At 63.3% G+C, this 23,901-nt stretch carries 23 protein-coding genes; 9 read left to right on the top strand and 14 right to left on the bottom strand.

Features of this window, described 5'->3' with window-relative positions:
* Positions 1–164: 164 nt before the first annotated feature.
* The 10 genes from asd to grpE all read right to left on the bottom strand — a co-directional run bounded on the left by asd (position 165) and on the right by grpE (position 11,639).
* Positions 165–1,295: an aspartate-semialdehyde dehydrogenase gene (gene asd, locus ASD94_RS18715; protein WP_056646151.1), complete on the bottom strand. Its 1,131-nt coding sequence runs from the start codon at positions 1,293–1,295 to the stop codon at positions 165–167.
* Between the two features lie 399 nt (positions 1,296–1,694).
* On the bottom strand, positions 1,695–2,768 hold the full coding sequence (gene leuB / locus ASD94_RS18710) for a 3-isopropylmalate dehydrogenase (protein WP_056646148.1): 1,074 nt from the start codon (positions 2,766–2,768) through the stop codon (positions 1,695–1,697).
* Between the two features lie 78 nt (positions 2,769–2,846).
* Positions 2,847–3,497, bottom strand: a complete 651-nt coding sequence (leuD, locus tag ASD94_RS18705) for a 3-isopropylmalate dehydratase small subunit (RefSeq protein WP_056646145.1) — start codon at positions 3,495–3,497, stop codon at positions 2,847–2,849.
* A gap of 11 nt (positions 3,498–3,508) precedes the next feature.
* Positions 3,509–3,634 carry an entericidin A/B family lipoprotein gene (locus tag ASD94_RS18700; protein WP_005795904.1) on the bottom strand — a complete coding sequence of 42 codons (126 nt, stop codon included), beginning with the start codon at positions 3,632–3,634 and terminating at the stop codon, positions 3,509–3,511.
* Between the two features lie 12 nt (positions 3,635–3,646).
* Positions 3,647–5,068 carry a 3-isopropylmalate dehydratase large subunit gene (gene leuC / locus ASD94_RS18695; RefSeq protein WP_056646142.1) on the bottom strand — a complete coding sequence of 474 codons (1,422 nt, stop codon included), beginning with the start codon at positions 5,066–5,068 and terminating at the stop codon, positions 3,647–3,649.
* 21 nt (positions 5,069–5,089) lie between these two features.
* On the bottom strand, positions 5,090–6,067 hold the full coding sequence (locus tag ASD94_RS18690; RefSeq protein WP_056646139.1) for a LysR family transcriptional regulator: 978 nt from the start codon (positions 6,065–6,067) through the stop codon (positions 5,090–5,092).
* Positions 6,068–6,296: 229 nt separating this feature from the next.
* On the bottom strand, positions 6,297–7,661 hold the full coding sequence (locus ASD94_RS18685; RefSeq protein ID WP_056646136.1) for an MBL fold metallo-hydrolase: 1,365 nt from the start codon (positions 7,659–7,661) through the stop codon (positions 6,297–6,299).
* A gap of 153 nt (positions 7,662–7,814) precedes the next feature.
* Positions 7,815–8,960 (bottom strand): molecular chaperone DnaJ, encoded by a 1,146-nt coding sequence (dnaJ, locus tag ASD94_RS18680; RefSeq protein WP_056646134.1) that lies wholly within the window; start codon positions 8,958–8,960, stop codon positions 7,815–7,817.
* An 84-nt stretch (positions 8,961–9,044) separates the two neighbouring features.
* A complete protein-coding gene (gene dnaK / locus ASD94_RS18675) occupies positions 9,045–10,994 on the bottom strand; it encodes a molecular chaperone DnaK (protein WP_056646131.1) in 1,950 nt (649 codons plus the stop codon).
* A gap of 93 nt (positions 10,995–11,087) precedes the next feature.
* Positions 11,088–11,639, bottom strand: coding sequence for a nucleotide exchange factor GrpE (grpE, locus tag ASD94_RS18670; RefSeq protein WP_056061476.1), 552 nt, complete (start codon positions 11,637–11,639; stop codon positions 11,088–11,090).
* A 306-nt stretch (positions 11,640–11,945) separates the two neighbouring features.
* Between grpE and rpsF the strand changes: the two genes are divergently transcribed.
* From rpsF to dnaB, 5 genes are all read left to right on the top strand, one after another.
* Positions 11,946–12,323, top strand: coding sequence for a 30S ribosomal protein S6 (rpsF, locus tag ASD94_RS18665; RefSeq protein WP_056646128.1), 378 nt, complete (start codon positions 11,946–11,948; stop codon positions 12,321–12,323).
* 15 nt (positions 12,324–12,338) lie between these two features.
* Entirely contained in the window at positions 12,339–12,629 is a 291-nt protein-coding gene (gene priB, locus ASD94_RS18660; RefSeq protein ID WP_056646124.1) for a primosomal replication protein N, read from the top strand.
* A 17-nt stretch (positions 12,630–12,646) separates the two neighbouring features.
* Complete coding sequence (rpsR, locus tag ASD94_RS18655; protein WP_005795932.1) at positions 12,647–12,928, top strand: 30S ribosomal protein S18; 282 nt, start codon at positions 12,647–12,649, stop codon at positions 12,926–12,928.
* A 12-nt stretch (positions 12,929–12,940) separates the two neighbouring features.
* Entirely contained in the window at positions 12,941–13,393 is a 453-nt protein-coding gene (gene rplI, locus ASD94_RS18650) for a 50S ribosomal protein L9 (RefSeq protein ID WP_056420937.1), read from the top strand.
* 171 nt (positions 13,394–13,564) lie between these two features.
* Positions 13,565–14,977 carry a replicative DNA helicase gene (gene dnaB / locus ASD94_RS18645; protein WP_056061481.1) on the top strand — a complete coding sequence of 471 codons (1,413 nt, stop codon included), beginning with the start codon at positions 13,565–13,567 and terminating at the stop codon, positions 14,975–14,977.
* A gap of 121 nt (positions 14,978–15,098) precedes the next feature.
* On the opposite strand, the gene ASD94_RS18640 is transcribed toward dnaB, so the two are convergent.
* The 4 genes from ASD94_RS18640 to ASD94_RS18625 all read right to left on the bottom strand — a co-directional run bounded on the left by ASD94_RS18640 (position 15,099) and on the right by ASD94_RS18625 (position 18,581).
* Positions 15,099–15,488: a hypothetical protein gene (locus ASD94_RS18640; RefSeq protein ID WP_056646121.1), complete on the bottom strand. Its 390-nt coding sequence runs from the start codon at positions 15,486–15,488 to the stop codon at positions 15,099–15,101.
* 1 nt (position 15,489) lies between these two features.
* Positions 15,490–17,250: a PhoH family protein gene (locus ASD94_RS18635; RefSeq protein ID WP_056646118.1), complete on the bottom strand. Its 1,761-nt coding sequence runs from the start codon at positions 17,248–17,250 to the stop codon at positions 15,490–15,492.
* Positions 17,251–17,498: 248 nt separating this feature from the next.
* The gene (locus ASD94_RS18630; protein WP_015013251.1) at positions 17,499–17,984 is read right to left on the bottom strand and encodes a peroxiredoxin; all 486 of its coding nucleotides are present in this window, start codon (positions 17,982–17,984) and stop codon (positions 17,499–17,501) included.
* 225 nt (positions 17,985–18,209) lie between these two features.
* Entirely contained in the window at positions 18,210–18,581 is a 372-nt protein-coding gene (locus ASD94_RS18625) for an Mth938-like domain-containing protein (protein ID WP_056646115.1), read from the bottom strand.
* A 149-nt stretch (positions 18,582–18,730) separates the two neighbouring features.
* Between ASD94_RS18625 and ASD94_RS18620 the strand changes: the two genes are divergently transcribed.
* The 4 genes from ASD94_RS18620 (at position 18,731) to thrC (ending at position 23,877) form a co-directional block, all read left to right on the top strand.
* Positions 18,731–19,975 carry a pyridoxal phosphate-dependent aminotransferase gene (locus ASD94_RS18620; protein ID WP_056646112.1) on the top strand — a complete coding sequence of 415 codons (1,245 nt, stop codon included), beginning with the start codon at positions 18,731–18,733 and terminating at the stop codon, positions 19,973–19,975.
* A gap of 36 nt (positions 19,976–20,011) precedes the next feature.
* Positions 20,012–21,040, top strand: a complete 1,029-nt coding sequence (locus ASD94_RS18615; protein ID WP_056646109.1) for a DUF1176 domain-containing protein — start codon at positions 20,012–20,014, stop codon at positions 21,038–21,040.
* 72 nt (positions 21,041–21,112) lie between these two features.
* Positions 21,113–22,447: a homoserine dehydrogenase gene (locus ASD94_RS18610; protein ID WP_056646106.1), complete on the top strand. Its 1,335-nt coding sequence runs from the start codon at positions 21,113–21,115 to the stop codon at positions 22,445–22,447.
* Positions 22,447–23,877 (top strand): threonine synthase, encoded by a 1,431-nt coding sequence (gene thrC / locus ASD94_RS18605; protein ID WP_056646103.1) that lies wholly within the window; start codon positions 22,447–22,449, stop codon positions 23,875–23,877. Before ASD94_RS18610 ends, thrC begins: the two co-directional genes overlap by 1 nt.
* Positions 23,878–23,901: the final 24 nt, after the last annotated feature.

The following is a 23,901-nucleotide window of genomic DNA, read 5'->3' as shown; positions in this document are numbered from 1 at the left end:
GACAAGCTGAGGTGGCTCCGAAGCTTTGAGAGGGGTCCCGGCGCCCCAAATTGGGGCGTGAGGATGTTGCCAATTGCCAACGTCACGTAACCGAGTGTGTCCTTCGCTTCAGACGTAAAAAAGCGCGCGCAACGGAGTTGCGCGCGCTTTTTGAGGCGGGGTGATCAGGCGTCGAGCAGGATGCGCAGCATGCGGCGCAGGGGCTCTGCAGCACCCCACAGCAACTGGTCGCCAATGGTGAAGGCGCCCACATACTCGGGACCCATGGCCAGTTTGCGGATGCGGCCCACAGGAATGGTCATGGTGCCGGTGACGGCCACAGGGGTCAGGTCCTTGATGGTGGCTTCGCGGGTGTTAGGTACCACCTTCACCCACTCATTGTCCGCAGCGATCATGGCTTCCAGATCGGCCACAGGCACGTCTTTCTTGAGCTTGAAGGTCAGGGCCTGGCTGTGGCAGCGCATGGCGCCCACGCGCACGCAGAAGCCGTCCACGGGAATGGCCGCAGAGCCGAAGCCCTCGCCCAGTCCGAGGATCTTGTTGGTCTCGGCCATGCCCTTCCATTCTTCCTTGGACATGCCGTTGCCCAGGTCCTTGTCGATCCAGGGGATCAGGCTACCGCCCAGGGGCACACCAAAGTTGGCGGTTTCTGCGCCGGTCAGTGCGCGCTGCTTGGCGATGACCTTGCGGTCGATTTCCAGGATGGCGCTCTTGGGGTCGTCGAGCAACGCCTTCACTTCGGCGTTCAGCGTGCCGTACTGCGTGAGCAGCTCGCGCATGTGTTGGGCGCCGCCGCCCGAGGCCGCCTGGTAGGTCTGGGTGCTCATCCACTCGACCAGGCCGGCCTTGTAGAGTGCGCCCACGCCCATCAGCATGCAGCTCACGGTGCAGTTGCCGCCCACCCAGTTCTTGCCGCCGTTGGCCAGCGCGTCCTTGATGACGGGCATGTTCACGGGGTCGAGGATGATGACCGCATCCTTTTCCATGCGCAGGGTGGAGGCGGCGTCGATCCAGTGGCCGTTCCAGCCCGCAGCGCGCAGCTTGGGGAAGACTTCGGTGGTGTAGTCGCCGCCTTGTGCGGTGATGATGATGTCGCAGCGCTTCAGGGCGTCGATGTTGAAGGCGTCTTGCAGGGTGGTTTCGTTCTTGGCCTGTGCGGGGGCCTTGCCGCCCGCGTTGGACGTGGAGAAGAACAATGGCTCGATCAGGTCGAAGTCTTTTTCCTCGACCATGCGGTCCATCAACACCGAGCCGACCATGCCGCGCCAGCCGACCAAACCTACCAACTTGCTCATTTCAACGCCCCTTTCAGATTAAGAAACAGTGCCAGACCAGACTGTTTGCCCCGGCTCGTCTGGCCGGGAGAGGGCGCACGACGGTACGGGAGCTGGATCAGCCCTTAATAATGGTCGTGGTTTTGGTGGTGATTGCGCGCACAGCCACGCCTGCCAGGGCGGCAGTAGCGGTGTTCAGGGTGAACGGGCGGGCGGCAAACATGGGCATTATTGTAATGGATCGCGGCTTGCACGGGGCTTGCAGCGTTGCGCCAACGCCATGAAGCCCTGTGCAACGGCCCCCATAGGGCTGGGGGATCTGCGAGCCAGTGCCCGCCCATGAAAAAGGCGACCACAGAGGGTCGCCTTGGATGGACGCCGCTTGCCGCCGCTATGAACAGTTCGTGGGGCTGGGGCGGTTTACGCCTGCAGTGCCTTCACCACGGCGTCGCCCATCTGCGCCGTGCCGACCTTGGTAGTGCCTTCGCTATAGATGTCGGGGGTGCGCAGGCCTTGCGCCAGCACCTTTTGCACGGCGGCTTCAATGCGCTGGGCAGCAGCCTCTTGGTTCAGGCTGAAGCGCAGCATCATTGCGGCACTCAAGATGGTGGCCAGAGGATTGGCCACGCCCTTGCCAGCGATGTCGGGCGCGCTGCCGTGGCTGGGTTCGTACAGGCCCTGGTTGCTGCTGTTCAGGCTGGCCGAGGGCAGCATGCCGATGGAACCGGTGAGCATGGAGGCTTCGTCCGACAGGATGTCGCCAAACATGTTGCCCGTCACGACCACGTCAAACGCCTTGGGGGCCTTGACCAGTTGCATGGCGGCGTTGTCCACATACATGTGCTGCAGTTCCACGTCGGGGTACTGCTGGCCCACTTCGGTCATCACGTCCTTCCAGAACTGGAAGGTTTCCAGCACGTTGGCCTTGTCCACGCTGGTGACCTTCTTGCTCCGCTTGCGGGCGGCCTGGAAGGCGACGTGGGCGATACGCTCGATCTCGGGGCGGCTGTAGCGCATCGTGTCGAAGGCTTCCTCGGCGCCCGGGAAGTGCCCGTCCACCGCCGTGCGGCGGCCGCGGGGCTGGCCAAAATAGATGTCGCCGGTCAGCTCGCGGATGATGAGGATGTCCAGGCCCGCGATCAGTTCAGGCTTGAGGCTGGAAGCGCCCACCAGCTGCTCGTAGCAGATGGCGGGGCGGAAGTTGGCGAACAGGCCCAGGTTCTTGCGCAGGCCCAGGATGGCCTGCTCGGGACGCAAGGGGCGGTCGAGCTTGTCGTACTTCCAGTCGCCCACGGCGCCGAACAGGATGGCGTCGGCCTCCTTGGCGAGCTTGAGGGTGGACTCGGGCAGCGGGTGGCCGTGGGCGTCATACGCCACGCCACCCACGAGGGCGGATTCCATCTCGAAGGGAAGCTCCAGCGCTTCGAGCACCTTCACGGCTTCAGAGACGATTTCTGTGCCGATGCCGTCACCCGGCAGAACTGCGATTTTCATGAATTTTGCTTTGTTTTTGATAGCTGCTAACGCATATGGATGTAGCGCTAGCAGCCAATTTGGCTGAAATTTGGTGGATCACGACACCATGGTGTGTGCCAGCCAGGGCTTGGTAGCCAGGCGTTGGGCTTCAAAGGCCTTGATCTTGTCGGATTGGCGCAGGGTCAGACCGATGTCGTCAAAACCGTTGAGCAGGCAGTACTTGCGGAAAGCCTGCACGTCGAACGGAATCTCTTCGCCTTGGGGGCGAACAATCACCTGGCGCTCCAGGTCGATGGTGAGCTGGTAGCCGGGGAAGGCCGCCACTTCGTCGAACAGCTGGGCCACGGTGGCCTCGGGCAGCACGATGGGCAGCAGGCCGTTCTTGAAGCAGTTGTTGAAGAAGATGTCGGCAAAGCTGGGGGCAATCACGGCGCGAAAGCCGTACTGGTCCAGCGCCCAGGGCGCGTGTTCGCGGCTGGAGCCGCAGCCGAAGTTCTTGCGCGCCAGCAGGACGGAGGCGCCCGCATAGCGCGGCTGGTTGAGCACGAAGTCGGGGTTGGGCTTGCGGCTGGCGGGGTCCTGGCCGGGCTCGCCGTGGTCCAGGTAGCGCCATTCGTCAAACAGGTTCACGCCAAAGCCGGTCTTCTTGATCGACTTGAGGAACTGCTTGGGGATGATCGCGTCGGTGTCTACGTTCTCGCGGTCCATGGGGGCCACAAGGCCCTTGAGCAAGGTGAATTTTTGCATGGCGGTACGGGTTACTTGGCGGCGCGCTCGATGGCGCTGCCGGCTTTGCCAATGTCCTGGCCCACACCCTTGACGGTGTTGCAGCCAGCCAGCACAAAGGCCAGTGACAGGGCGATGAGGGTGGCGGTCTTTTTCATGACAAGGCTCCTTCAGGCAAATTGACGAATATCCACAAAGTGGCCATGCACGGCCGCGGCGGCTGCCATGGCGGGGCTCACCAGGTGGGTGCGGCCACCGGCGCCCTGGCGGCCTTCGAAGTTGCGGTTGCTGGTGGATGCGCAACGCTCGCCGGGCTCCAGGCGGTCGGCGTTCATGGCCAGGCACATGCTGCAGCCGGGCTCGCGCCACTCGAAGCCTGCGGCCACGAAGATCTTGTCCAGGCCTTCGCGCTCGGCCTGTTCCTTGACCAGGCCCGAACCGGGCACCACCATCGCCAGCTTGATGTTGCTGGCCACCTTGCGGCCCAGGTTCTTCACCACGGCAGCGGCTTCGCGCATGTCTTCGATGCGGCTGTTGGTGCAACTGCCGATGAACACCTTGTCGATGGTGATGTCGTTGATCGGCTTGCCGGGTTGCAGGCCCATGTAGGTCAAGGCGCGCTCGATGGCGCCACGCTTGTTGGCGTCCTTTTCCTTGTCGGGGTCGGGCACGCGGGCATCCACGCCCAGCACCATTTCGGGGCTGGTGCCCCAGGTGACCTGCGGCACGATCTCGGCGGCGTCGAGCTTGACGACGGTGTCGAACTTCGCATCAGCGTCGGAGTGCAGCGTCTTCCAGTAGGCCACGGCCTGGTCCCATTCCACGCCCGTGGGCGACAGGGGGCGGCCCTTCACGTATTCGATGGTCTTGTCGTCCACCGCCACCAGACCGGCGCGCGCGCCGCCTTCGATGGCCATGTTGCACACCGTCATGCGGCCTTCCATGCTCATGGCGCGGAACACGGAGCCAGCAAATTCAATGGTGTAGCCCGTGCCACCGGCCGTGCCGATCTTGCCGATGATGGCCAGCACCACGTCCTTGGGCGTCACGCCCTTGGCCAACGTGCCGTCCACCTGCACCAGCATGTTCTTGGCCTTCTTGGCCAGCAGGGTCTGCGTAGCCATCACGTGCTCGACCTCGGAGGTACCGATGCCGTGGGCCAGTGCGCCAAATGCACCGTGTGTGCTGGTGTGGCTGTCGCCGCAGACCACGGTCATGCCGGGCAGGGTGGCACCGTTTTCGGGGCCGATCACGTGCACGATGCCCTGGCGCTTGTGCATGAAGGGGAAGAACGCTGCGGGCGTGATGGTGGCGATGTTGTCGTTCAGCGTGGTGATCTGTTCCTTGCTGATCGGGTCAGTGATGCCGTCGTAGCCGTTTTCCCAGCCCGTGGTGGGTGTGTTGTGGTCGGCGGTGGCCACGATGGAGCTCATGCGCCACACCTTGCGACCGGCTTCGCGCAGGCCTTCAAACGCCTGGGGGCTGGTGACCTCGTGCACCAGATGGCGGTCGATGTAGAGGATGGAGGTGCCGTCCTCTTCGGTGTGGACGACATGCTCGTCCCAGATCTTGTCGTACAGGGTGCGTCCCATGGCGTGGCTTTCTTTCTGCTTTCAGGTGGGTGATTGGATTTTAGTGTCGGGGGCTGGGTGCGCCGGGGCGGGTTCTGCCCGGGGTGAGAGGTGTTCCACCAGCAAGCGCGCCGTGACGGGCAAGGCGTCAAAGTCGCGGGCCACCACCCGTAGTTCGCGGTGGGCCCAGGCATCGGTCAACGGGATGGCCTGCAGGTTGCCCACGCCGCGCATCAGCGCAAACGCCCGGTCGGGCAGCAGGCCAACGCCCAGGCCGTTGTCGATCATGCGGCACATGGCGTCCAGCCCGGTGACCTGGATGCGCTGGCGCAGCGGGCGCCCGGCGGCAGCGGCGGCTGCGCGCATGGCCAGGCTGATGCTGCTGTTGGCGTGCAGGCCTACGATGTCCCAATCCAGGATTTCTTCAAAATTGATAGCATTCAGCGCAGATAAATCATGCGCCCGGGGCACAACCAGCACCAAATTGTCGGCACGGTAGGGGCGGCTTTGCAGTGCAATGACGCCCCCGCTGTTCGCCATGCCGATATTGCAGATGCCGAGGTCGGCGGCGCCTTCTTGCACGGCGTGCAGCACGTCGCTGGAGAGGTGCTCCTGCAGGTCGATCTTGATCTGGCTGTGCTCGCGCGCAAAGGCGCCCAGGTCTTCGGGCAGAAACTGGAAGATGGCGGAGATGTTGGCGTGCATGCGCACATGGCCGCGCACGCCATCGGCGTATTCGCTCAGTTCGCCTTGCATGCGCTCCAGGCCGAACAGCACGGTGCGCGCATGGTGCAGCAGGCTCTCGCCAGCGGGTGTGAGGGTCACGCCCCGGCTGTGGCGGTAGAGCAGCGCGGTGTCCACGGCCGTTTCCAGGTCCGACAGGCGCTTGCTGACGGCCGATGCCGCAATGAACTCGCGCTCGGCCGCGCGACCAATGCTGCCGAGCTCGCACACCGCCACAAACAGTTGCAGCGAGGTGAGGTCGATACGGCGCGCAAAACTGCGCTCGGAGCTTTTCATAGTGGGGGGCGGAGTCTTCTTGTTCTGAGAAGACTAGTTATTTTCCACCCATTATTTTGCCCTTGTCATCGCCGAATGCGATGGCATTCATCGTGCAAGGGCGATGAAACCTCAAAAAGTGAGCTGCTCACGCTCCATTGAAATGCATTTCAGGTGTTTTTGCCCAGAAACCCAATGGATACGTGCGCTGACAGCTCATCTTTTTGATGCATTGCGGTGGGGGCGCACCTTATGCGGGCAGCGTGCTGTCATGTTCCGGCACGGCGGCCCGCCAGCGCAGTTCGTGCTCAATGCGCTGGCGCAGCATGTCGGCGGCGCCCATTTCGCCATGCACCACATACACCTGGTCGGGCGCGTGGCCCATGCTGCGCAGCCAGGCAATGAGCTGGTTGCCGTCGGCATGGGCCGAAGCGGAAGACAGCTTGACCACCTCGGCGCGAACGGCCACGTCCTGGCCGTGGATGCGGATGGTCTTTTCGCCCTCTGCCAGGCGCGCGCCGCGGGTGCCCGGCGCCTGGTGGCCCGTCAGGATGATCATGTTGCGGTGGTCGCCTGCGTGCAGCGCCAGGTGGTGCAGTACGCGGCCCCCGGTGGCCATGCCGCTGGCCGACAGGATGACCATGGGACCATGCAGCCGGGCCAGGCCCTTGGATTGCTCGGGCGTCTGGACCATGGTGGCACCATGCTCCAGCGCCTGCACCTCGTGGCCGCTCAGGCGGTGCTCTTGCATGTGGTGCTGGAACAGCCCGGTCGTGCTGACAGCCATGGGGCTGTCCAGGAACACCTTGAGCGATGCGGGCACCACGCCCTCCGCCTTCAGCAAGCCAATCGCATGCAGCACCACCTGCGCTCGGCCCACGGCGAACACCGGCACCACGGCAATACCGCCGCGCGCTGCCAGGCGCTGCAGCGCGGGGCCCAGCTCTTCGAGCAGGCCCTCGGGCGGGTGCTCGCGGTCGCCGTAGGTGGACTCAATGAGCACCGTGTCGGCCTGGGGGGGCGCGTCGGGCGGGTTCATGAGCAGGTCATCGGGCCGGCCCAGGTCCCCCGAGAACAGGATGCGCTTGCCGCCTACCTCCAGCAGCACGCTGGCCGCACCCAGGATGTGGCCAGCCGGCGAAAACGTCACGCGCCAGCCGGGCAAAGGCTCGAAGGCTTTGTGAAAGGGATGGATCTGGAACTGCTTGAGGCAGTGCAGCGCATCCAGCCGGGTATAGAGGGGCAGGGCGGGGCTGTGGCTGCTGAGCTGGTGGCGGTTGAGGAAGGCCGCATCTTCTTCTTGCAGATGCCCGCTGTCAGGCAGCAGGATGGTGCACAGGTCGCGCGTACCTGGCGTGCAGTGGATGGCATGGGTGTAGCCATCGCGTGCCAGCAGTGGCAGGTAGCCGCTGTGGTCCAGATGGGCATGGGTCAGCACCACGGCGTCGATCTGGTGCGGCGTGACGGGCAGGGGCTGCCAGTTGCGCAGTCGCAGCTGCTTGTAGCCCTGGAACAGGCCGCAATCGACCAGCAGGCTTTTGCCGTTGTAGCGCACCAGGTATTTGGAGCCGGTGACGGTGCCGGAGCCTCCCAGGAAAGTGATGTTGACGTTCATAGATCCAAACTCCCGGGTGATCATCGATAGAACCCATCCTACTTTGCCGATCGCGCTGGTAGACGTTGCCAGGGAGTTTCTTGCCCTGCATCAAGAAAAAACCGCCTGGGGCCAAAGGCCGCAGGCGGTTTTCGGTGGGAGACCGGGGTGCGGTCAACTGAAGAAGTTCTTCAGCCGGTCCGTCCAGCTCTCGCCGCTGGGCGAATGGCGTGCACCACCCTTCTTGAGGGAGTCCTCCAGTTCGCGCAGCAACTTGCGCTGGTGCTCGGTGAGCTTGACAGGCGTCTCGACCGCAATGTGGCAGTACAGGTCGCCGGGGTAGCTGGCCCGCACACCCTTGATGCCCTTGCCGCGCAGGCGGAACTGCTTGCCGGCCTGCGTGCCTTCGGGGATGTCGATCGCAGCCTTGCCCGCCAGTGTGGGCACCTCGATCTCGCCACCCAAAGCGGCCGTGATGAAGCTCACGGGCACCTGGCAGTGCAGGTCGTCGCCATCGCGCTCAAAGATGTCGTGCTTCTTCAGGCGGATCTCGATGTACAGGTCGCCCGGTGGGCCGCCGTTGGTGCCCGGCTCGCCGTTGCCGGTGGAGCGGATGCGCATGCCATCGTCGATGCCGGCGGGGATCTTCACTTCCAGCGTCTTTTGCTTCTTGAGCTTGCCCTGGCCGTGGCAGGTCGTGCAGGGCTCAGGAATGATCTTGCCCGTGCCGCGGCAGTGGGGGCAGGTCTGCTGCACGCTGAAGAAGCCCTGGCGCATCTGCACCGTGCCCGCACCCTGGCAGGTGCCGCAGGTCTTGGCGCTGGTGCCGGGCTTGGCGCCGCTGCCGTGGCAGGTGTCGCAGGTGTCCCACGAGGGGATGCGGATCTGCGCGTCCTTGCCGCGTGCGGCTTCTTCCAGCGTGATCTCCATGGCGTAGCTGAGGTCAGAGCCCCGGTACACCTGGCGGCCACCCGCTCCGCGACCGCGCGCGCCTTGCTGGCCGAACATGTCGCCAAAGATGTCGCCAAACGCCTCGGCAAAGCCGCCAAACCCTTCCGCACCCGCACCGCCGGGCCCGCGCATGTTGGGGTCCACCCCGGCATGGCCGTACTGATCGTACGCAGCACGCTTTTGCGGGTCGGAGAGCATCTCGTAGGCCTCCTTGGCCTCCTTGAACTTCTCTTCGGCAGGCTTGGCAGCATCACCCTGGTTGCGGTCAGGGTGGTGCTTCATCGCCAGCTTGCGATAGGCCTTCTTGATTTCTTCGTCCGAGGCGTTTTTTGGAACGCCCAGGATTTCGTAAAAGTCTCGTTTGGACATAGTGATTCAGAACCCGGTTGGAACAGGAACGCCGCGCAGCTCGCTCAGAGCAATGCGCGGCGGCTCGGATCAACGGGGGCTCGTTCAGCCCTTCTTGACTTCCTTCACCTCGGCATCAACGACGTTGTCGTCATCTGCGGGCTTGTTGGCGGCACCGGCCGATGCACCTGCGGCGTCTGCACCACCTGCCGCCTGGGCGGCTTGCGCTGCCTGCGATTCTGCGTACATCTTCTCGCCCAGCTTCTGGCTGGCGGCCATCAGCGCCGTCGTCTTCTCGTCGATGGCAGCCTTGTCTTCACCCTTGAGGGCTTCTTCCAGGTCCTTCACGGCGGCGGTGATCGCATCCTTCTCGCCTGCGTCAAGCTTGTCGCCGTGTTCGGCCAGGCTCTTGTTCACGCTGTGCACGGCGGCTTCACCCTGGTTGCGGGCCTGCACCAGCTCCAGCTTCTTCTTGTCGTCGGCGGCGTTCAGCTCGGCGTCCTTCACCATCTGCTGGATTTCTTCTTCCGACAGGCCGGAGTTGGCCTTGATGGTGATCTTGTTTTCCTTGCCCGTGCCCTTGTCCTTGGCGCCCACGTGCAGGATGCCGTTGGCGTCGATGTCGAACGACACTTCGATCTGTGGCACGCCGCGCGCTGCAGGCGGAATGCCTTCGAGGTTGAACTCGCCCAGCAGCTTGTTGCCCGTGGCCATTTCGCGCTCGCCCTGGTAGACCTTGATGGTCACTGCGGGCTGGTTGTCATCGGCCGTCGAGAAGGTCTGTGCAAACTTCGTCGGGATGGTCGTGTTCTTGGTGATCATCTTGGTCATCACGCCGCCGAGGGTTTCGATACCCAGCGACAGGGGCGTCACGTCCAGCAGCAGCACGTCCTTGCGGTCGCCCGACAGCACCTGGCCCTGGATGGCAGCGCCCACGGCCACGGCTTCATCGGGGTTCACGTCCTTGCGGGGGTCCTTGCCGAAGAATTCCTTGACCTTCTCTTGCACCTTGGGCATGCGGGTCATGCCGCCGACCAGGATCACGTCATGGATGTCGCCGACGCTGACGCCAGCGTCCTTGATCGCCATGCGGCAAGGCGCGATGGTGCGCTCGATCAGCTCTTCCACCAGCTGTTCCAGCTTGGAGCGGGTCAGCTTGATGTTCAGGTGCTTGGGGCCCGACGCATCGGCCGTGATATAGGGCAGGTTGATGTCGGTGGCGGCCGAGTTCGACAGCTCGATCTTGGCCTTTTCGGCGGCTTCCTTCAGGCGTTGCAGAGCCAGCACGTCCTTGGACAGGTCCACGCCCTGTTCCTTCTTGAACTCGCCGATGATGAAGTCGATGATGCGCTGGTCAAAGTCTTCGCCGCCCAGGAAGGTGTCGCCGTTGGTCGACAGCACTTCGAACTGCTTTTCGCCATCCACGTCGGCGATTTCGATGATGGACACGTCGAACGTGCCGCCGCCCAGGTCATACACGGCGATCTTGCGGTCGCCCTTTTCCTGCTTGTCCAAGCCAAAGGCCAAGGCCGCAGCGGTGGGTTCGTTGATGATGCGCTTGACGTCCAGGCCTGCGATGCGGCCAGCGTCTTTGGTGGCCTGACGCTGGGCGTCGTTGAAGTACGCGGGCACGGTGATCACGGCCTCGGTCACGGGCTCGCCCAGGTAGTCCTCGGCCGTCTTCTTCATCTTGCGCAGGATGTCGGCAGAAACCTGCTGGGCCGACAGCTTGTTGCCGCGCACTTCGATCCAGGCATCGCCGTTGTCGGCAGCCACGATCTTGTAGGGCATCAGGTCGATGTCCTTTTGCACTTCTTTTTCGGTGAACTTGCGGCCGATCAGGCGCTTGACGGCGTACAGCGTGTTCTTGGGGTTGGTCACGGCCTGGCGCTTGGCCGATGCGCCGACGAGGATCTCGCCGTCTTCCTGGTAAGCCACGATGGAGGGCGTGGTGCGAGCACCTTCGCTGTTTTCGATCACGCGGGTCGTGTTGCCCTCCATGATGGAAACGCAGCTGTTGGTCGTGCCCAAGTCAATGCCGATGATTCTTCCCATGATTTTTCTCCGAATGCTTGAATGGTTTGGATGGCTAGTAACTTGTGGATAACTTGGTTTGGTTCAAGTCTTCCAGGTCGATTTTTTTGAGGCTTACTTGGGCGCCGTCACGGTGACCAGAGCTGGGCGCAGCACGCGCTCGGCGATCACGTAGCCCTTTTGCAGCACTGCCACCACCGTGTTGGCTTCTTGCTCGGCGGGTACCACGCTGATGGCCTGGTGCTGATGGGGGTCGAACTTGGCACCTGCGGCGGGGTTGATGGCCACTACCTTGTTGCGCTCCAGCGCAGACGTCAGCTGACGCAAGGTGGCGTCGGCGCCTTCGCGCAGCTGCTGGGGCGTGGCTTCCTTGATGGCCAGGGCGGCATCCAGGCTGTCGGCCACGGGCAGCAGGCTCTCGGCAAAGCTCTCGATGCCGAACTTGCGGGCCTTGGACACTTCCTCTTCAGCCCGACGGCGGGCGTTCTCAGCCTCGGCCTTAGCACGCAGGAACTGGTCAGCCAAATCGGCACTTTTGGCCTTCAGCTCGGCCAGCTCGCCCTGCAGGCGTGCCAGCTCATCGGAGGCGTGGGCAGCCATGGCGGCTTCGACTTCTTCGGGGGCGGGGGCGCTTGGGGCGGGGTTGGTTTGGCTGTGGTCTGACATGTCAGGATTTGAAGGGGTGAAAAAAAGGTACGCGCGGCAGTTGGGGGCTTGCCGGGCAATATCAAGGTCCGCGCCAGGGATATGCCATTGTGATGGCCCCGACTCGCGCGCCTTGTTGTAACGCATGTCGGCCCGGCCGTCGTTTTTGCAAGGGCCGGGCCTCTGGTGGCTGGGTAATTTGGCGCGGCCGATGCGGTTGCGGGAGCCTTGAGTGTACAAGCGCAAGCGGCCGGGCTATAATCGCAGGCTTTCCCTTGCCACACCACTTCTAGACGCGGTGGGTGGTCTCACCCAAAAGGAGTCTGCATGCGTCATTACGAAATCATTTTGTTGATCCATCCGGATCAAAGCGAACAAGTTCCAGCCATGCTGGAGCGCTACAAGGGCATGATCACCACTGGCGGTGGCAAGGTGCACCGCGTGGAAGACTGGGGCCGTCGTCAACTGGCGTACCTGATCAACAAGCTGGCCAAGGCCCACTACCTGTGCGTGAACATCGAAGCCGACCAGGCTGTGATGGCTGAACTGGAGCACGCCTTCAAGTTCAACGACGCTGTGCTGCGCCACCTGACCGTGCAAAAGAAGAAGGCTGAAACCGGCCCATCTTCCATGATGAAGACGGTCGAGCGCGAAGAAGCCCGCAAGGCCAGCCAAGCTGAATACGCAGCGGCCGGCGAGCGCTGATCTTCTCTCTTTGGAGTGGAGAACCGCGTTGCCCTGACCGCCTGTATCGCAGAGGCTGAACCCCTGCGCTACACGCCCGCCGGATTGCCTGCTCTCACGCTGCGCCTCGAACACGAGTCCCGGCAAACAGAGGCAGGCCACCCCCGCGAAGTCAAGGCTGCCATGAAAGCCATTGCGTTTGGAGCGATGGCCGAGCGACTGGCAAGGCAGAACATCGGAAGTCTCTGGACTTTTCATGGATTTCTGGCCAATCCGCGCAATGGCAAGACCGCAGTGCTGCACATCCAGGATATTCAACAAAATTAATTTTCAAGGGGTCCGCAATGGCCACGTTCAAGAAGTTCAACAAAGACAAGCGCCCAAAGCGCAACACCCAGTCCCTGCTGTTCAAGCGCAAGCGCTTCTGCCGCTTCACGGTGACCGGTGTTGAAGAAATCGACTACAAGGATGTTGATACGCTGCGCGATTTCATCGCCGAAAACGGCAAGATCATCCCCGCACGCCTGACCGGCACGCGCGCCATCTTCCAGCGTCAGCTGAACACCGCCATCAAGCGCGCACGCTTCCTGGCCCTGGTGCCTTACAGCGACCAGCACAAGATCTAAGGAGCACAACCCATGCAAATCATCCTGCTCGACAAGGTTGTGAACCTCGGCAACCTCGGTGAAATCGTCAAGGTCAAAGACGGCTACGCCCGCAACTTCCTGATCCCCGCTGGCCGCGCCCGTCGCGCCACCGAAGCTGCCAAGGCAGAGTTCGAAGCCAAGCGCGCTGAACTCGAAAAGGCTGCTGCCGCCAAACTGGCAGAAGCCCAAGCCCAAGGCGAAAAGCTGGCCGGTACCACCGTCAAGCTGACGCAAAAGGCTGGTGTGGACGGTCGTCTGTTTGGTTCCGTGACCAACCACGACATCGCTGAAGAGCTGAACAAGCAAGGCTACAAGGTCGCCAAGTCGCAAATCCGCCTGCCCAACGGCCCGATCAAGGTCGTGAGCGAAAGCACCGTGAGCGTTGCTCTGCACACCGACGTGGTGGTGGACGTGACCGTGTCGGTCTACGGCGAAACTGCCTGATTGATCGTCCCTCAGGACTTTTCAAAAAAGCCGCCTTCGGGCGGCTTTTGTCTTTGTGTGACTGTGATTTGTACACGGTTGCCCACGGGTTACCCCCGCCTTATCCACAGACTTGTGCCATGACGACGCGCCGTGTGGGCGATAGCATGCCGGGTTAGCTCCAAGGATTCCATGTCTGCCGTGTTCCCCCCCCTTGACGATGGCTTCACACCCGTGCCGGACCGTGAAATTGCCCAGTTGCGTGTGCCGCCGCACTCCATCGAGGCAGAGTCCAGTGTGCTGGGTGGCTTGCTGCTGGACAACAACGCCTGGGACCGCGTGGGCGACCTGCTGGTAGAGAGTCATTTCTACCGCCATGAACACCAGATGATCTACACGGCCATCGGCGCTCTCATCAACGCCAGCAAGCCGGCCGACGTGATCACGGTGTTCGAGCACCTGCAGAACCAGGGCAAGGCCCAGGAGATGGGCGGGCTGGCCTATCTGAACAACCTGGCGCAGTATGTCCCGAGCGCCAGCAACATCCGGCGCTACGCCGAGATCGTTCGCGAGCGCGCCATCCTGCGCAAGCTGGTCACCGCCAGTGACGAGATCTCGACCAATGCATTCAACCCCCAAGGCAAGACGGTCGAACGCATCCTGGACGAGGCCGAGGCGAAGATCTTTGCCATTGGCGAAGAAGGTTCGCGCACCAAGCAGGGTTTTCAGTCGCTTGACACGCTGGTCATCGACCTGCTCGACCGGGTGCAGGAAATGGCGGATAACCCGGTGGATGTCACGGGCGTGCCCACCGGTTTCGCCGACCTTGACCGCATGACCTCGGGCCTGCAAGCGGGTGACATGGTGGTGCTGGCAGCGCGTCCCTCGATGGGCAAGACTTCGTTTGCGGTCAACATCGCCGAGCATGTGGCGCTCAACGAGGGTCTGCCGGTTGCCATCTTCTCGATGGAAATGGGCGCTGCCCAGTTGGCTGTGCGTATCGTGGGCTCCATTGGCCGCGTGAACCAGGGCAACCTGCGCACCGGCAAGCTCACCGACGACGAATGGCCGCGCCTGACCGAGGCCATCGAGAAGCTGCGCACGGTGTCGCTGCACATCGACGAAACCCCGGGCCTCACGCCCAGCGAGCTGCGCGCCAACGCCCGGCGACTGGCGCGCCAGTGCGGCAAGCTGGGCCTGATCGTGGTGGACTATTTGCAGCTCATGAGCGGCTCAGGTTCGTCGGGCTCGGACAACCGGGCCACGGAGCTGGGCGAAATCTCCCGGGGCCTCAAGATGCTGGCCAAGGAGCTGCAGTGCCCGGTGATCGCGCTGTCTCAGCTCAACCGCTCGGTGGAGCAGCGCACCGACAAGCGCCCCATGATGTCCGACCTGCGCGAGTCGGGCGCCATCGAGCAGGACGCGGACATCATCATGTTCATCTACCGCGACGACTACTACAACAAGGACTCCAAGGAGCCCAACGTGGCCGAGGTCATCATCGGCAAGCAGCGTAACGGCCCCACCGGTACCGTGAAGCTGTTCTTCCAGAAGAACCAGACGCGCTTCGAGAACCTGGCGATGGGTTCGGGCGACGATTTCTAATAAAAATAGCTGCTAGCGCATGATTTATATACGCGAGCAGCTATTGAATGCATAGCAAACGAAGGCGGGCGCTATGCAACCCTGCTTTTGTGGCCCCGGTCGCGCAGCGTGCGTGTTGGCTCTATTGCCGCAACACCCACACCAGCAACCCCGTGCATGCCACGGCAAGGACGCCTGCGGCTACCGTGAGCCGTTGCTGGCGTTGGCGTAGCACTTCCACAGCCCGCACCACCTGGGCATTCTGTTCGGCCAGCGACTGGATCAACACGGCAGACTCTTGCTGCTCCTGCTCCAACTGCGCCACCCGGTCGCGCAGATGCTGGAGCTGCAAGGCGACCGGCATGGCGGGTTCGCCACCCGTGCCGCCTTCCAGTGCACCCGCGGCAGCGTCGGCATTTCCTTTTTGGGTGGTGCCCAGCAGCTTCCTGGCTGCCTGCAGGATCTGGGGCGTCGCCTCGATGACGTCGCCCCAGGGCACCAGCTTCAGTGCTGCAACCCAGCCCGCCGCCAACTCAGAGCACCTCGCTCGCGAAATCCGCCAGGCGCGAGCGTTCGCCGCGCGCCAGCGTGATGTGGCCGCTGTGTGGCCAGCCCTTGAAGCGGTCGACCGCGTAGGTCAGACCCGACGAGCCCTCAGTCAGGTAGGGCGTGTCGATCTGCGCCAGGTTGCCCATGCAAATGATCTTGGTGCCAGGGCCGGCGCGGGTGATCAGCGTCTTCATCTGCTTGGGCGTCAGGTTCTGGGCCTCGTCGATGATCACGTACTTGTTCAGGAAGGTGCGCCCGCGCATGAAGTTCATGCTCTTGATCTTGATGCGGCTGCGGATTAGCTCGTTGGTGGCCGCACGGCCCCACTCGCCGGCGTTGCCGCCGTCGCCCTTGGCCAGGAACTCCAGGTTGTCGTCCAGCGCGCCCATCCAGGGGCCCATCTTTTCTTCTTCGGTGCCGGGCAGGAAGCCGATGTCTTCGCCCACGCTCACGGTGGCGCGGGTCATGATGATCTCGGTGTAGCGGCGGTCGTCCAATACCTGGGTGAGGCCTGCGGCCAGGGCCAGCAGGGTCTTGCCGGTGCCAGCGGTGCCGGTCAGCGTCACGAAGTCAATCTCGGGGTCCATGAGCAGGTTCATGGCGTAGTTCTGCTCGCGGTTGCGCGTGGTCACGCCCCACACCGCGTTCTTGGCAGAGCCGTAGTCCTTGAGCGTCTGCAGGACCGCCGTCTTCTCGCGGATCTCGCTCACCCGTGCAAACAAGCTGGGCTCGCCAGGGGCCTCGAAGTACACGAACTGGTTGATCATCAGCTGCGGCACGATGGGCCCGCCAATGCGGTAGTAGGTGTGTGCGCCGCTCTGCCAGCTTTCCACGTTCTTGCCGCTCTTGGCCCAGAAGTCGGGGGGCAGGGCCAGCACGCCTGCGTAGAGCAGGTCGCCGTCTTCCAGCGTCTTGTCGTTCTGATAGTCCTCAGCGTTCAGGCCCAGCGCGCGTGCCTTGACACGCATGTTGATGTCCTTGGACACGAGCACGACCTCACGCGGGGCGTGCAGCTTGCGCAGCGCCTCGACCACCCCGAGGATCTGGTTGTCGGCCTTGCCGGGGGGCAGGCTGGTGGGCAGGCTGTAGTCCAGCGGTACCGTCTGGAAGAACAAGTGGCCGCCCGCGGCGCGCTGGCCGGTGGAGTCGAGCTTCAGGCCATGGGCGATATCGGCGCCTTGCACGCCGGCCAGCGCGTCGAGCGTGCGGCTGGTCTGGCGGCCATTGCGGGCGACTTCGGTCATGCCCTTCTTGTGGCCGTCGAGCTCTTCCAGCACGATCATCGGCAGGAAGATGTCGTGCTCTTCAAAGCGGAACAGGCTGGTCGGGTCGTGCAGCAGCACGTTGGTGTCCAGCACAAAGAGCTTGGTCGGGCCTTGGGGTGCTGATTTGCGTGTACGGGGGGTCGTCGTAGTAGCGGGCGCGGCGCCGGCGGCAGCAGCGGTGGTGCCGGTGCTGCGAGCCTTGCGTGTACCGGTGCTGCGGGCCACGGCGGGGGTTGCTGCGGGTTCGGGAGCGCGTGCGCGGGTCTCGACCTGGACCAGCGAAGCCGTGTCTGGTCCAGCCGGCGAAGATGCTGCACTGTCCGCCTTGCGTCCTGCGCGGGCCGGGGCTGCAGCGGTGCGCTGAGGGGTGGCAATGGCCTCGTTGGCCGAGGCAGTGGCTATGCGGGGGCGGGCTGTGACTTCAAAGGCTTCTGGCGCGAGGAGTGCAGCGCGCCGGCTGGGGGCGGGGGGCAGGGGCATGGTGGCAGGGCCTCGGTCGGTAGATGGAAAACGGGCGGTCAAAAAGCAAAAAGCCGCCTGGAGGCCAAGGCGGCTTTTGGGGGAAGGGTTGGCGGTGCAATAACCAGGGGCATTGATCCATTATGCCCACTCCGTGTGTCATGCCAGGGCAAAACCAAGAGGGTGTAGCGTGGATGCTCCAAGCCCCTGTGGCGGCGCGACGGCCCGGACGACCCTTATGCAACCAGATCGTCAGCTAGATCATCAGCTCAGGCAGCCTTTTTCAGGGCCTTCAGGGACTTGACGGTCTTGAGGACCTCGTCCACATGGCCCGGCACCTTGAGGCCACGCCATTCTTGTACCAGCAGGCCATCGGGGCCGATCAGGAAGGTGCTGCGTTCAATACCCTTGACCTTCTTGCCGTACATGATCTTGTTCTTGACCACACCGAACATGTGGCACATCTTCTCTTCGGTATCAGCGATCAGCTCGAAAGGCAGTTCCAACTTTTCCTTGAAGTCGTCGTGCGACTTCATGTTGTCGCGCGACACGCCGAACACGGCGGCGCCAGCCTTCACAAAATCCTTGTACTTGTCGCGAAACTGCATGGCCTCCGTGGTGCAGCCCGGTGTGTTGTCCTTGGGATAGAAGTAGAGAACCAGAATTTGGCCAAGGTGGGAGGTGTTGGAAACCTTGATACCACCGGTTGCGTTGGCTTCAAATTCAGGGAGGGGTTTGTTGACAACGATCGCCATATCACTTCAATCTCTCAGGATGTAGTCGTTGGTAAGCCGGGGGAGTGGGTGTGTTATTGCTTTTGGTGGTGCCCCCGACCGCAACCCGTGATTTTACCCTGAAATCGGTTCCTGGCCAAATGTAAGACAGTGTGTCTTGCACGGGTTGGCGGGCACTTTGGCAAGGCCGTGCATAGGTTGCAGTGCTGGTACGCCCGGCCCCCGCGCCAGGCGATGGGCTGGTGCTCAGACTTCCAGGATCAGCGCGGCGACCACGTTGCGCCCTTCGCTGGCCAGGATGTTGTAGGTCCGGCAGGCTGCCTGGGTGTCCATGGTCTCCAGCCCGAGTCGCCGCGCGATCAGGGGCGCGAGCCACGCGGGCGGTGGAAAACGGTTGCGCAGACCGCTGCCAAAAATGACCAGTTCCGTCTCCAATCCGGCCAATTGGGCGAAGTGCTCAGGGGTCAGGTCCTCGAAGCGGGTGCAGGGCCAGGGCTGGCGCAGCCCCCCAGAGCCGATGATGACGCTGTGGTTGATTTTGTCGGCGTCGATGCCGATCCAGCCGGGGCCGTAGCCGCTGATGGTCTGTGCGTTGGAACGATCGGGCTGGAATTTCATGGCGGGAGGTGGTGGGCCGCAGGCGCCGCGGCGGGTGGCAGCGGCGCTGGGCGCCGAGGGAGGGCTGCGGTTCTGTGGTCAAATTATAGGTTTCGCCTGAGGGCGCCGTCTCTGGCTGCCTCCTGACCCCACCGCACTACTGTCAGCGCATGAAAACCGTCCAAAAATCTGCCAAGCTTGCCAATGTTTGCTACGACATCCGGGGCCCGATCATGGACGCGGCCAAGCAGATGGAGGAAGACGGACACAAGATCATCAAGCTCAACATCGGCAATCTGGCCGTGTTTGGCTTTGATGCCCCCGAAGAAATCCAGCAGGACATGATCCGCAACCTGCCCAACTCGGCGGGCTACTCGGACAGCAAGGGCATCTTCGCCGCGCGCAAGGCGGTGATGCACGAGACCCAGAAGCAGGGCATCAAGGGCGTGGCGCTGGACGACATCTACTTGGGCAACGGCGCCAGCGAGCTGATCGTGATGGCCACCAATGCGCTGCTGGACACGGGCGACGAGCTGCTGCTGCCGTCGCCGGATTACCCGCTGTGGACCGCTGCGGCCAGCCTCTCGGGCGGCACGCCCGTGCACTACCTGTGCGACGAGGCCAATGGCTGGATGCCTGACCTGGATGACATTCGCGCCAAGATCACGCCGCGCACCAAAGGCATCGTGGTCATCAACCCCAACAACCCCACGGGCGCGCTGTACTCGGATGCGCTGCTCAAGGGCATCGTCGCCATTGCCCGCGAACATGGCCTCGTGATCTTCGCGGACGAGGTGTACGACAAGGTGCTGTACGACGGCGCCAAGCACACGGCCATTGGTTCGCTGAGCGAGGACGTGCTCACACTCACCTTCAACTCGCTGTCCAAAAGCTACCGCTCCTGCGGCTACCGCGCGGGCTGGCTGGTGGTGTCGGGCGACAAGAAGCCCGCCCGTGACTACATCGAGGGCCTGAACATGCTCTCCAACATGCGGCTGTGCGCCAACGTGCCGGGCCAGTGGGCCGTGCAGACGGCGCTGGGCGGCTACCAGAGCATCAACGAGCTGGTGTGCGAAGGGGGCCGCCTGCGCAAGCAGCGTGATCTGGCGTATGAGTTGATCACTGCCATTCCGGGCGTCACCTGCGTGAAGCCGCAGGCCGCGCTGTACATGTTCCCGCGCCTCGACCCGGCGGTGTACCCCATTGAGGACGACCAGCAGTTCTTCCTCGAACTGCTGCAGGAAACCAAGGTCATGCTGGTGCAGGGCACAGGCTTCAACTGGCCCGCAACTGACCATTTCCGCATCGTGTTCCTTCCCCATGAAGACGATCTGCGCGATGCCATTGGCCGCGTTGCACGCTTCCTGGAGCAGTACCGCAAGCGCAAGCAGTCCGCAGCGGCTCTCGCGGCCTGATCCGGCGCATTGCTCACATACAAGGCGATCAGTTCCATGCGTTGCCTCCCCGCTTTTGACCTGGCTCGGCTTGCTGTTGCCTGTGTGCTTGCGGTGGCGGGGTTTCACGGCTCTGCGCAGGCCGCCGACAAGGGCAAGGAGCCCGTGAGCTTCCAGCACAAGGACTGGGCCTTGCAATGCGACAACACCCGCACTTGCCGGGCCGTGGGCTACCAGTCGGAGGGTGGCGAATCAGAGCCGGTCTCCATGCGCCTGACCCGCGAGGCCGGGCCTGATACGCCGGTGCTGGTAGACCTGCAGGTGTCCACCGAGAAAGCCTCCCCGGCGTCGCTGCACCTCAAGGTGGGCGCGCTCTCGTTGCCGGGGCTCAAGGGCGACACACCCAGCGCGCCTGCAGCGCAAGTGCCCCGCCTGCTGCAAGAGATGCTCAAGAACGAAGAGGCCACGGTGGCTGCTGGCAAGGACCGCTGGGTGCTGTCACTGGCGGGTGTCACCGCTGCTCTGCTCAAGATGGACGAGGCCCAGGGCCGGGTGGGCACACCGGGCGCCCTGGTGCGCAAGGGCACGAAGCCAGAGGCTTCCGTGCTGCCCCCTTTGCCAGCTCCCGTGATCAAGGCGTTGACCCCGCTGCCTGCGCGCAAGGGGGATTCGGCGCTGGCCAAGCCGCTACTGGCAGCGTTGGACCGTGCGAGCACGGAAGGGCAGTGCAACGGCGACGATGCGTTCAACCCCGCCAATGTGCAGGTCTATCGTCTGACCGAGCGCAAGGTGTTGCTGTCCGTGCCGTGCGGCATGGGGGCCTACAACTTCAGCAGCCTGCTGTGGGTAGCCAATGACCGTCCCCCCTACAAGCCGGAGGCCTTGCAGGATGTGGATGGCGATTTTGATCCTGCATCGGGCTCTGTGCACTCCGCCATGAAGGGCCGCGGAATAGGTGACTGCTGGTGGGTGCGTGAGTGGCAATTCGACGGTCGGGGCTTTGTGCTCAGCAGCGAGGCGGGCGACGGCATGTGCCGAGGCTTTGCGGGCGGCGCCTGGCAGTTACCGACCTACGTCACGCGCTGATGGAGTCCTGACAAAACACCGCGCCTCCTTCGTCCTCTCTGATTCATTGTTTTTGTTTCTCTTTCTATTGCTATGAAACCCATCCAAGTAGGCCTTCTGGGCATCGGCACCGTCGGTAGCGGCGTGTTCAACGTGCTGCAGCGCAACCAGGACGAGATCAGCCGCCGCGCTGGCCGTGGCATCGAGATCACCATGGTGGCCGACCTGGACGTGGAGCGCGCCAAGGCCGTGGTGGGTGACGGCGTCCAGGTCGTCAACGACGCCCGCGCCGTCATTGCCAACCCCGACATCGACATCGTCATCGAGCTCATCGGTGGCTACGGCATTGCGCGCGCGCTGGTGCTGGAGGCGATTGCCGCAGGCAAGCATGTGGTCACCGCCAACAAGGCGCTGCTGGCTGTGCACGGCACCGAGATCTTCGCGGCCGCATCGGCCAAGGGCGTGATGGTGGCTTTCGAAGCGGCTGTGGCCGGTGGCATCCCCATCATCAAGGCGCTGCGCGAAGGCCTCACCGCCAACCGCATCCAGTGGATCGCCGGCATCATCAACGGCACCACCAACTTCATCTTGAGCGAGATGCGTGACAAGGGCCTGGACTTTGACGTGGTGCTCAAGGAAGCCCAGCGACTGGGTTATGCCGAGGCCGACCCCACCTTCGACATCGAAGGCGTGGACGCTGCGCACAAGGTCACGCTGATGAGTGCCATTGCCTTCGGCATTCCGGTGCAGTTCGACAAGGCCTACGTCGAGGGCATCACCAAGCTCGGCGCGGCCGACATCAAGTACGCCGAGCAACTGGGCTACCGCATCAAGCTCTTGGGCATCACCAAGCGCGCGGACAAGGGCATCGAGCTGCGCGTGCACCCGAGCCTGGTGCCCTCCAAGCGCCTGATCGCCAACGTCGAAGGGGCGATGAACGCCGTGGTAGTGCAGGGCGATGCCGTGGGCAGCACGCTGTATTACGGTAAGGGTGCGGGCAGTGAGCCCACGGCCAGCGCCGTGATCGCCGACCTGGTGGACATTGCCCGCCTGCACACGGCCGACCCTGAGCACCGCGTGCCTCACCTGGCCTTCCAGGCGAACACCCTGGCGGACGCCATGGGCACGCTGCCACTGCTGCCGATGAGCGAAGTGGTCACCAGCTACTACCTGCGCCTGCGCGTGGCCGACCAGGCCGGTGTGCTGGCCAAGGTCACGGGCCTGCTGGCCGAGGCGGGTGTGAGCATTGACGCGGTGCTGCAGCGCGAAGCCGACGAAGTGGGTGGCGAAGGATCGACGCAAACCGACCTCATCATCCTGACCCACGACACCCGCGAAGGCATCATGGATGCCGTCATTGCCCAGATGCAGGCCCTGCCCACCGTGCTGGCGCCCATCACGCGCATCCGCAAGGAGGAACTGAACTGATGCTGTACATCTCCACGCGCGGCCATGCCGACCGCAAGCATTTCTGCGACATCCTGCTCGAAGGCCTGGCGCCCGATGGCGGCCTGTACCTGCCCGAGCAATACCCCAAGGTCAACGGCACCATGCTCACGCGCCTGCGCAAGGCCTACCATGAGCAGGGCTACGCGGAGCTGGCGTTCCAGATCCTGTCGCTGTACATCGACGACATCCCCGCTGCGGATCTGAAGGCCATCTGCGCCAAGACCTACACCGCGGAAGTCTTTGGCACGGGCGAGATCGTGCCCCTGCGCCACCTCGAAGATGGCCTGTGGCTCGAAGCCCTGTCCAACGGCCCCACGCTGGCCTTCAAGGACATGGCGATGCAGCTGTTGGGCAATTTGTTTGAGTACGAACTCAAGCGCCGTGGCGAGCAGCTCAACATTCTGGGTGCTACCAGTGGCGACACCGGCAGCGCCGCCGAATACGCCATGCGCGGCAAAGAGGGCGTGCGTGTTTTCATGACCAGCCCGCACGGCCGCATGAGCGCCTTCCAGCAGGCGCAGATGTTCAGCCTGCAGGACGAGAACATCCACAACATCGCCATTGAAGGCGTGTTCGACGACTGCCAGGACATCGTCAAGGCTGTCTCCAACGACCATGCCTTCAAGCACAAGTACAAGATCGGCACGGTCAACTCGATCAACTGGGCGCGCCTTTTGGCGCAGGTGGTGTACTACTTCGCAGGCTACATCCAGGCCACCGAGAGCAATAGCCAGAAGGTCAGCTTCACGGTGCCCTCGGGCAACTTCGGCAACGTGTGCGCAGGCCATGTGGCGCGCATGATGGGCCTGCCGATTGCCAAGCTGGTGGTGGCCACCAACGAGAACGACGTGCTCGACGAGTTCTTCCGCACCGGCGTGTACCGCGTGCGCGCTGCGGCCGACACGCACGAAACATCGAGCCCCTCGATGGACATCAGCAAGGCCAGCAACTTCGAGCGCTTCATTTTTGATCTGCTGGGCCGCAACGGCCAGCGCACCAAGGCCCTGTTCAGCGCCGCGCTGCAAACCTACGGCCGGTTCGACCTGAGCGCCGACCCGCTGTTTGCCGATGCCGCCAAGAAATACGGCTTTGAAAGTGGCAAGAGCACGCATGCCGACCGCCTGGCCACCATCAAGGACACCTATGAGCGCCATGGTGTCACCATCGACACCCACACCGCCGACGGCGTGAAGGTGGCCCGTGAGCACCACAGCGACGCCAAGGTGCCCATGATCGTGCTGGAGACCGCACTGCCTATCAAGTTCGCCGAAACCATCGTCGAGGCCCTGGGCCATGCGCCCGAGCGGCCCGCCAAGTTCGCGGGCATCGAAGACCTGCCCAAGCGGGTTCAGGTGATGCCCGCTGACGTGGAGCTGGTCAAGGCCTACATCGAGCGCCATTGCGCCTGAACCGGCGCAGGTGGAGGGCTCTGC

Source organism: Acidovorax sp. Root70 (assembly GCF_001428225.1).
Classification (GTDB): domain Bacteria; phylum Pseudomonadota; class Gammaproteobacteria; order Burkholderiales; family Burkholderiaceae_C; genus Acidovorax.
The sequence above is the reverse complement of the archived record's forward strand: the minus strand, read 5'-3'. Positions and strand labels throughout refer to the sequence as shown.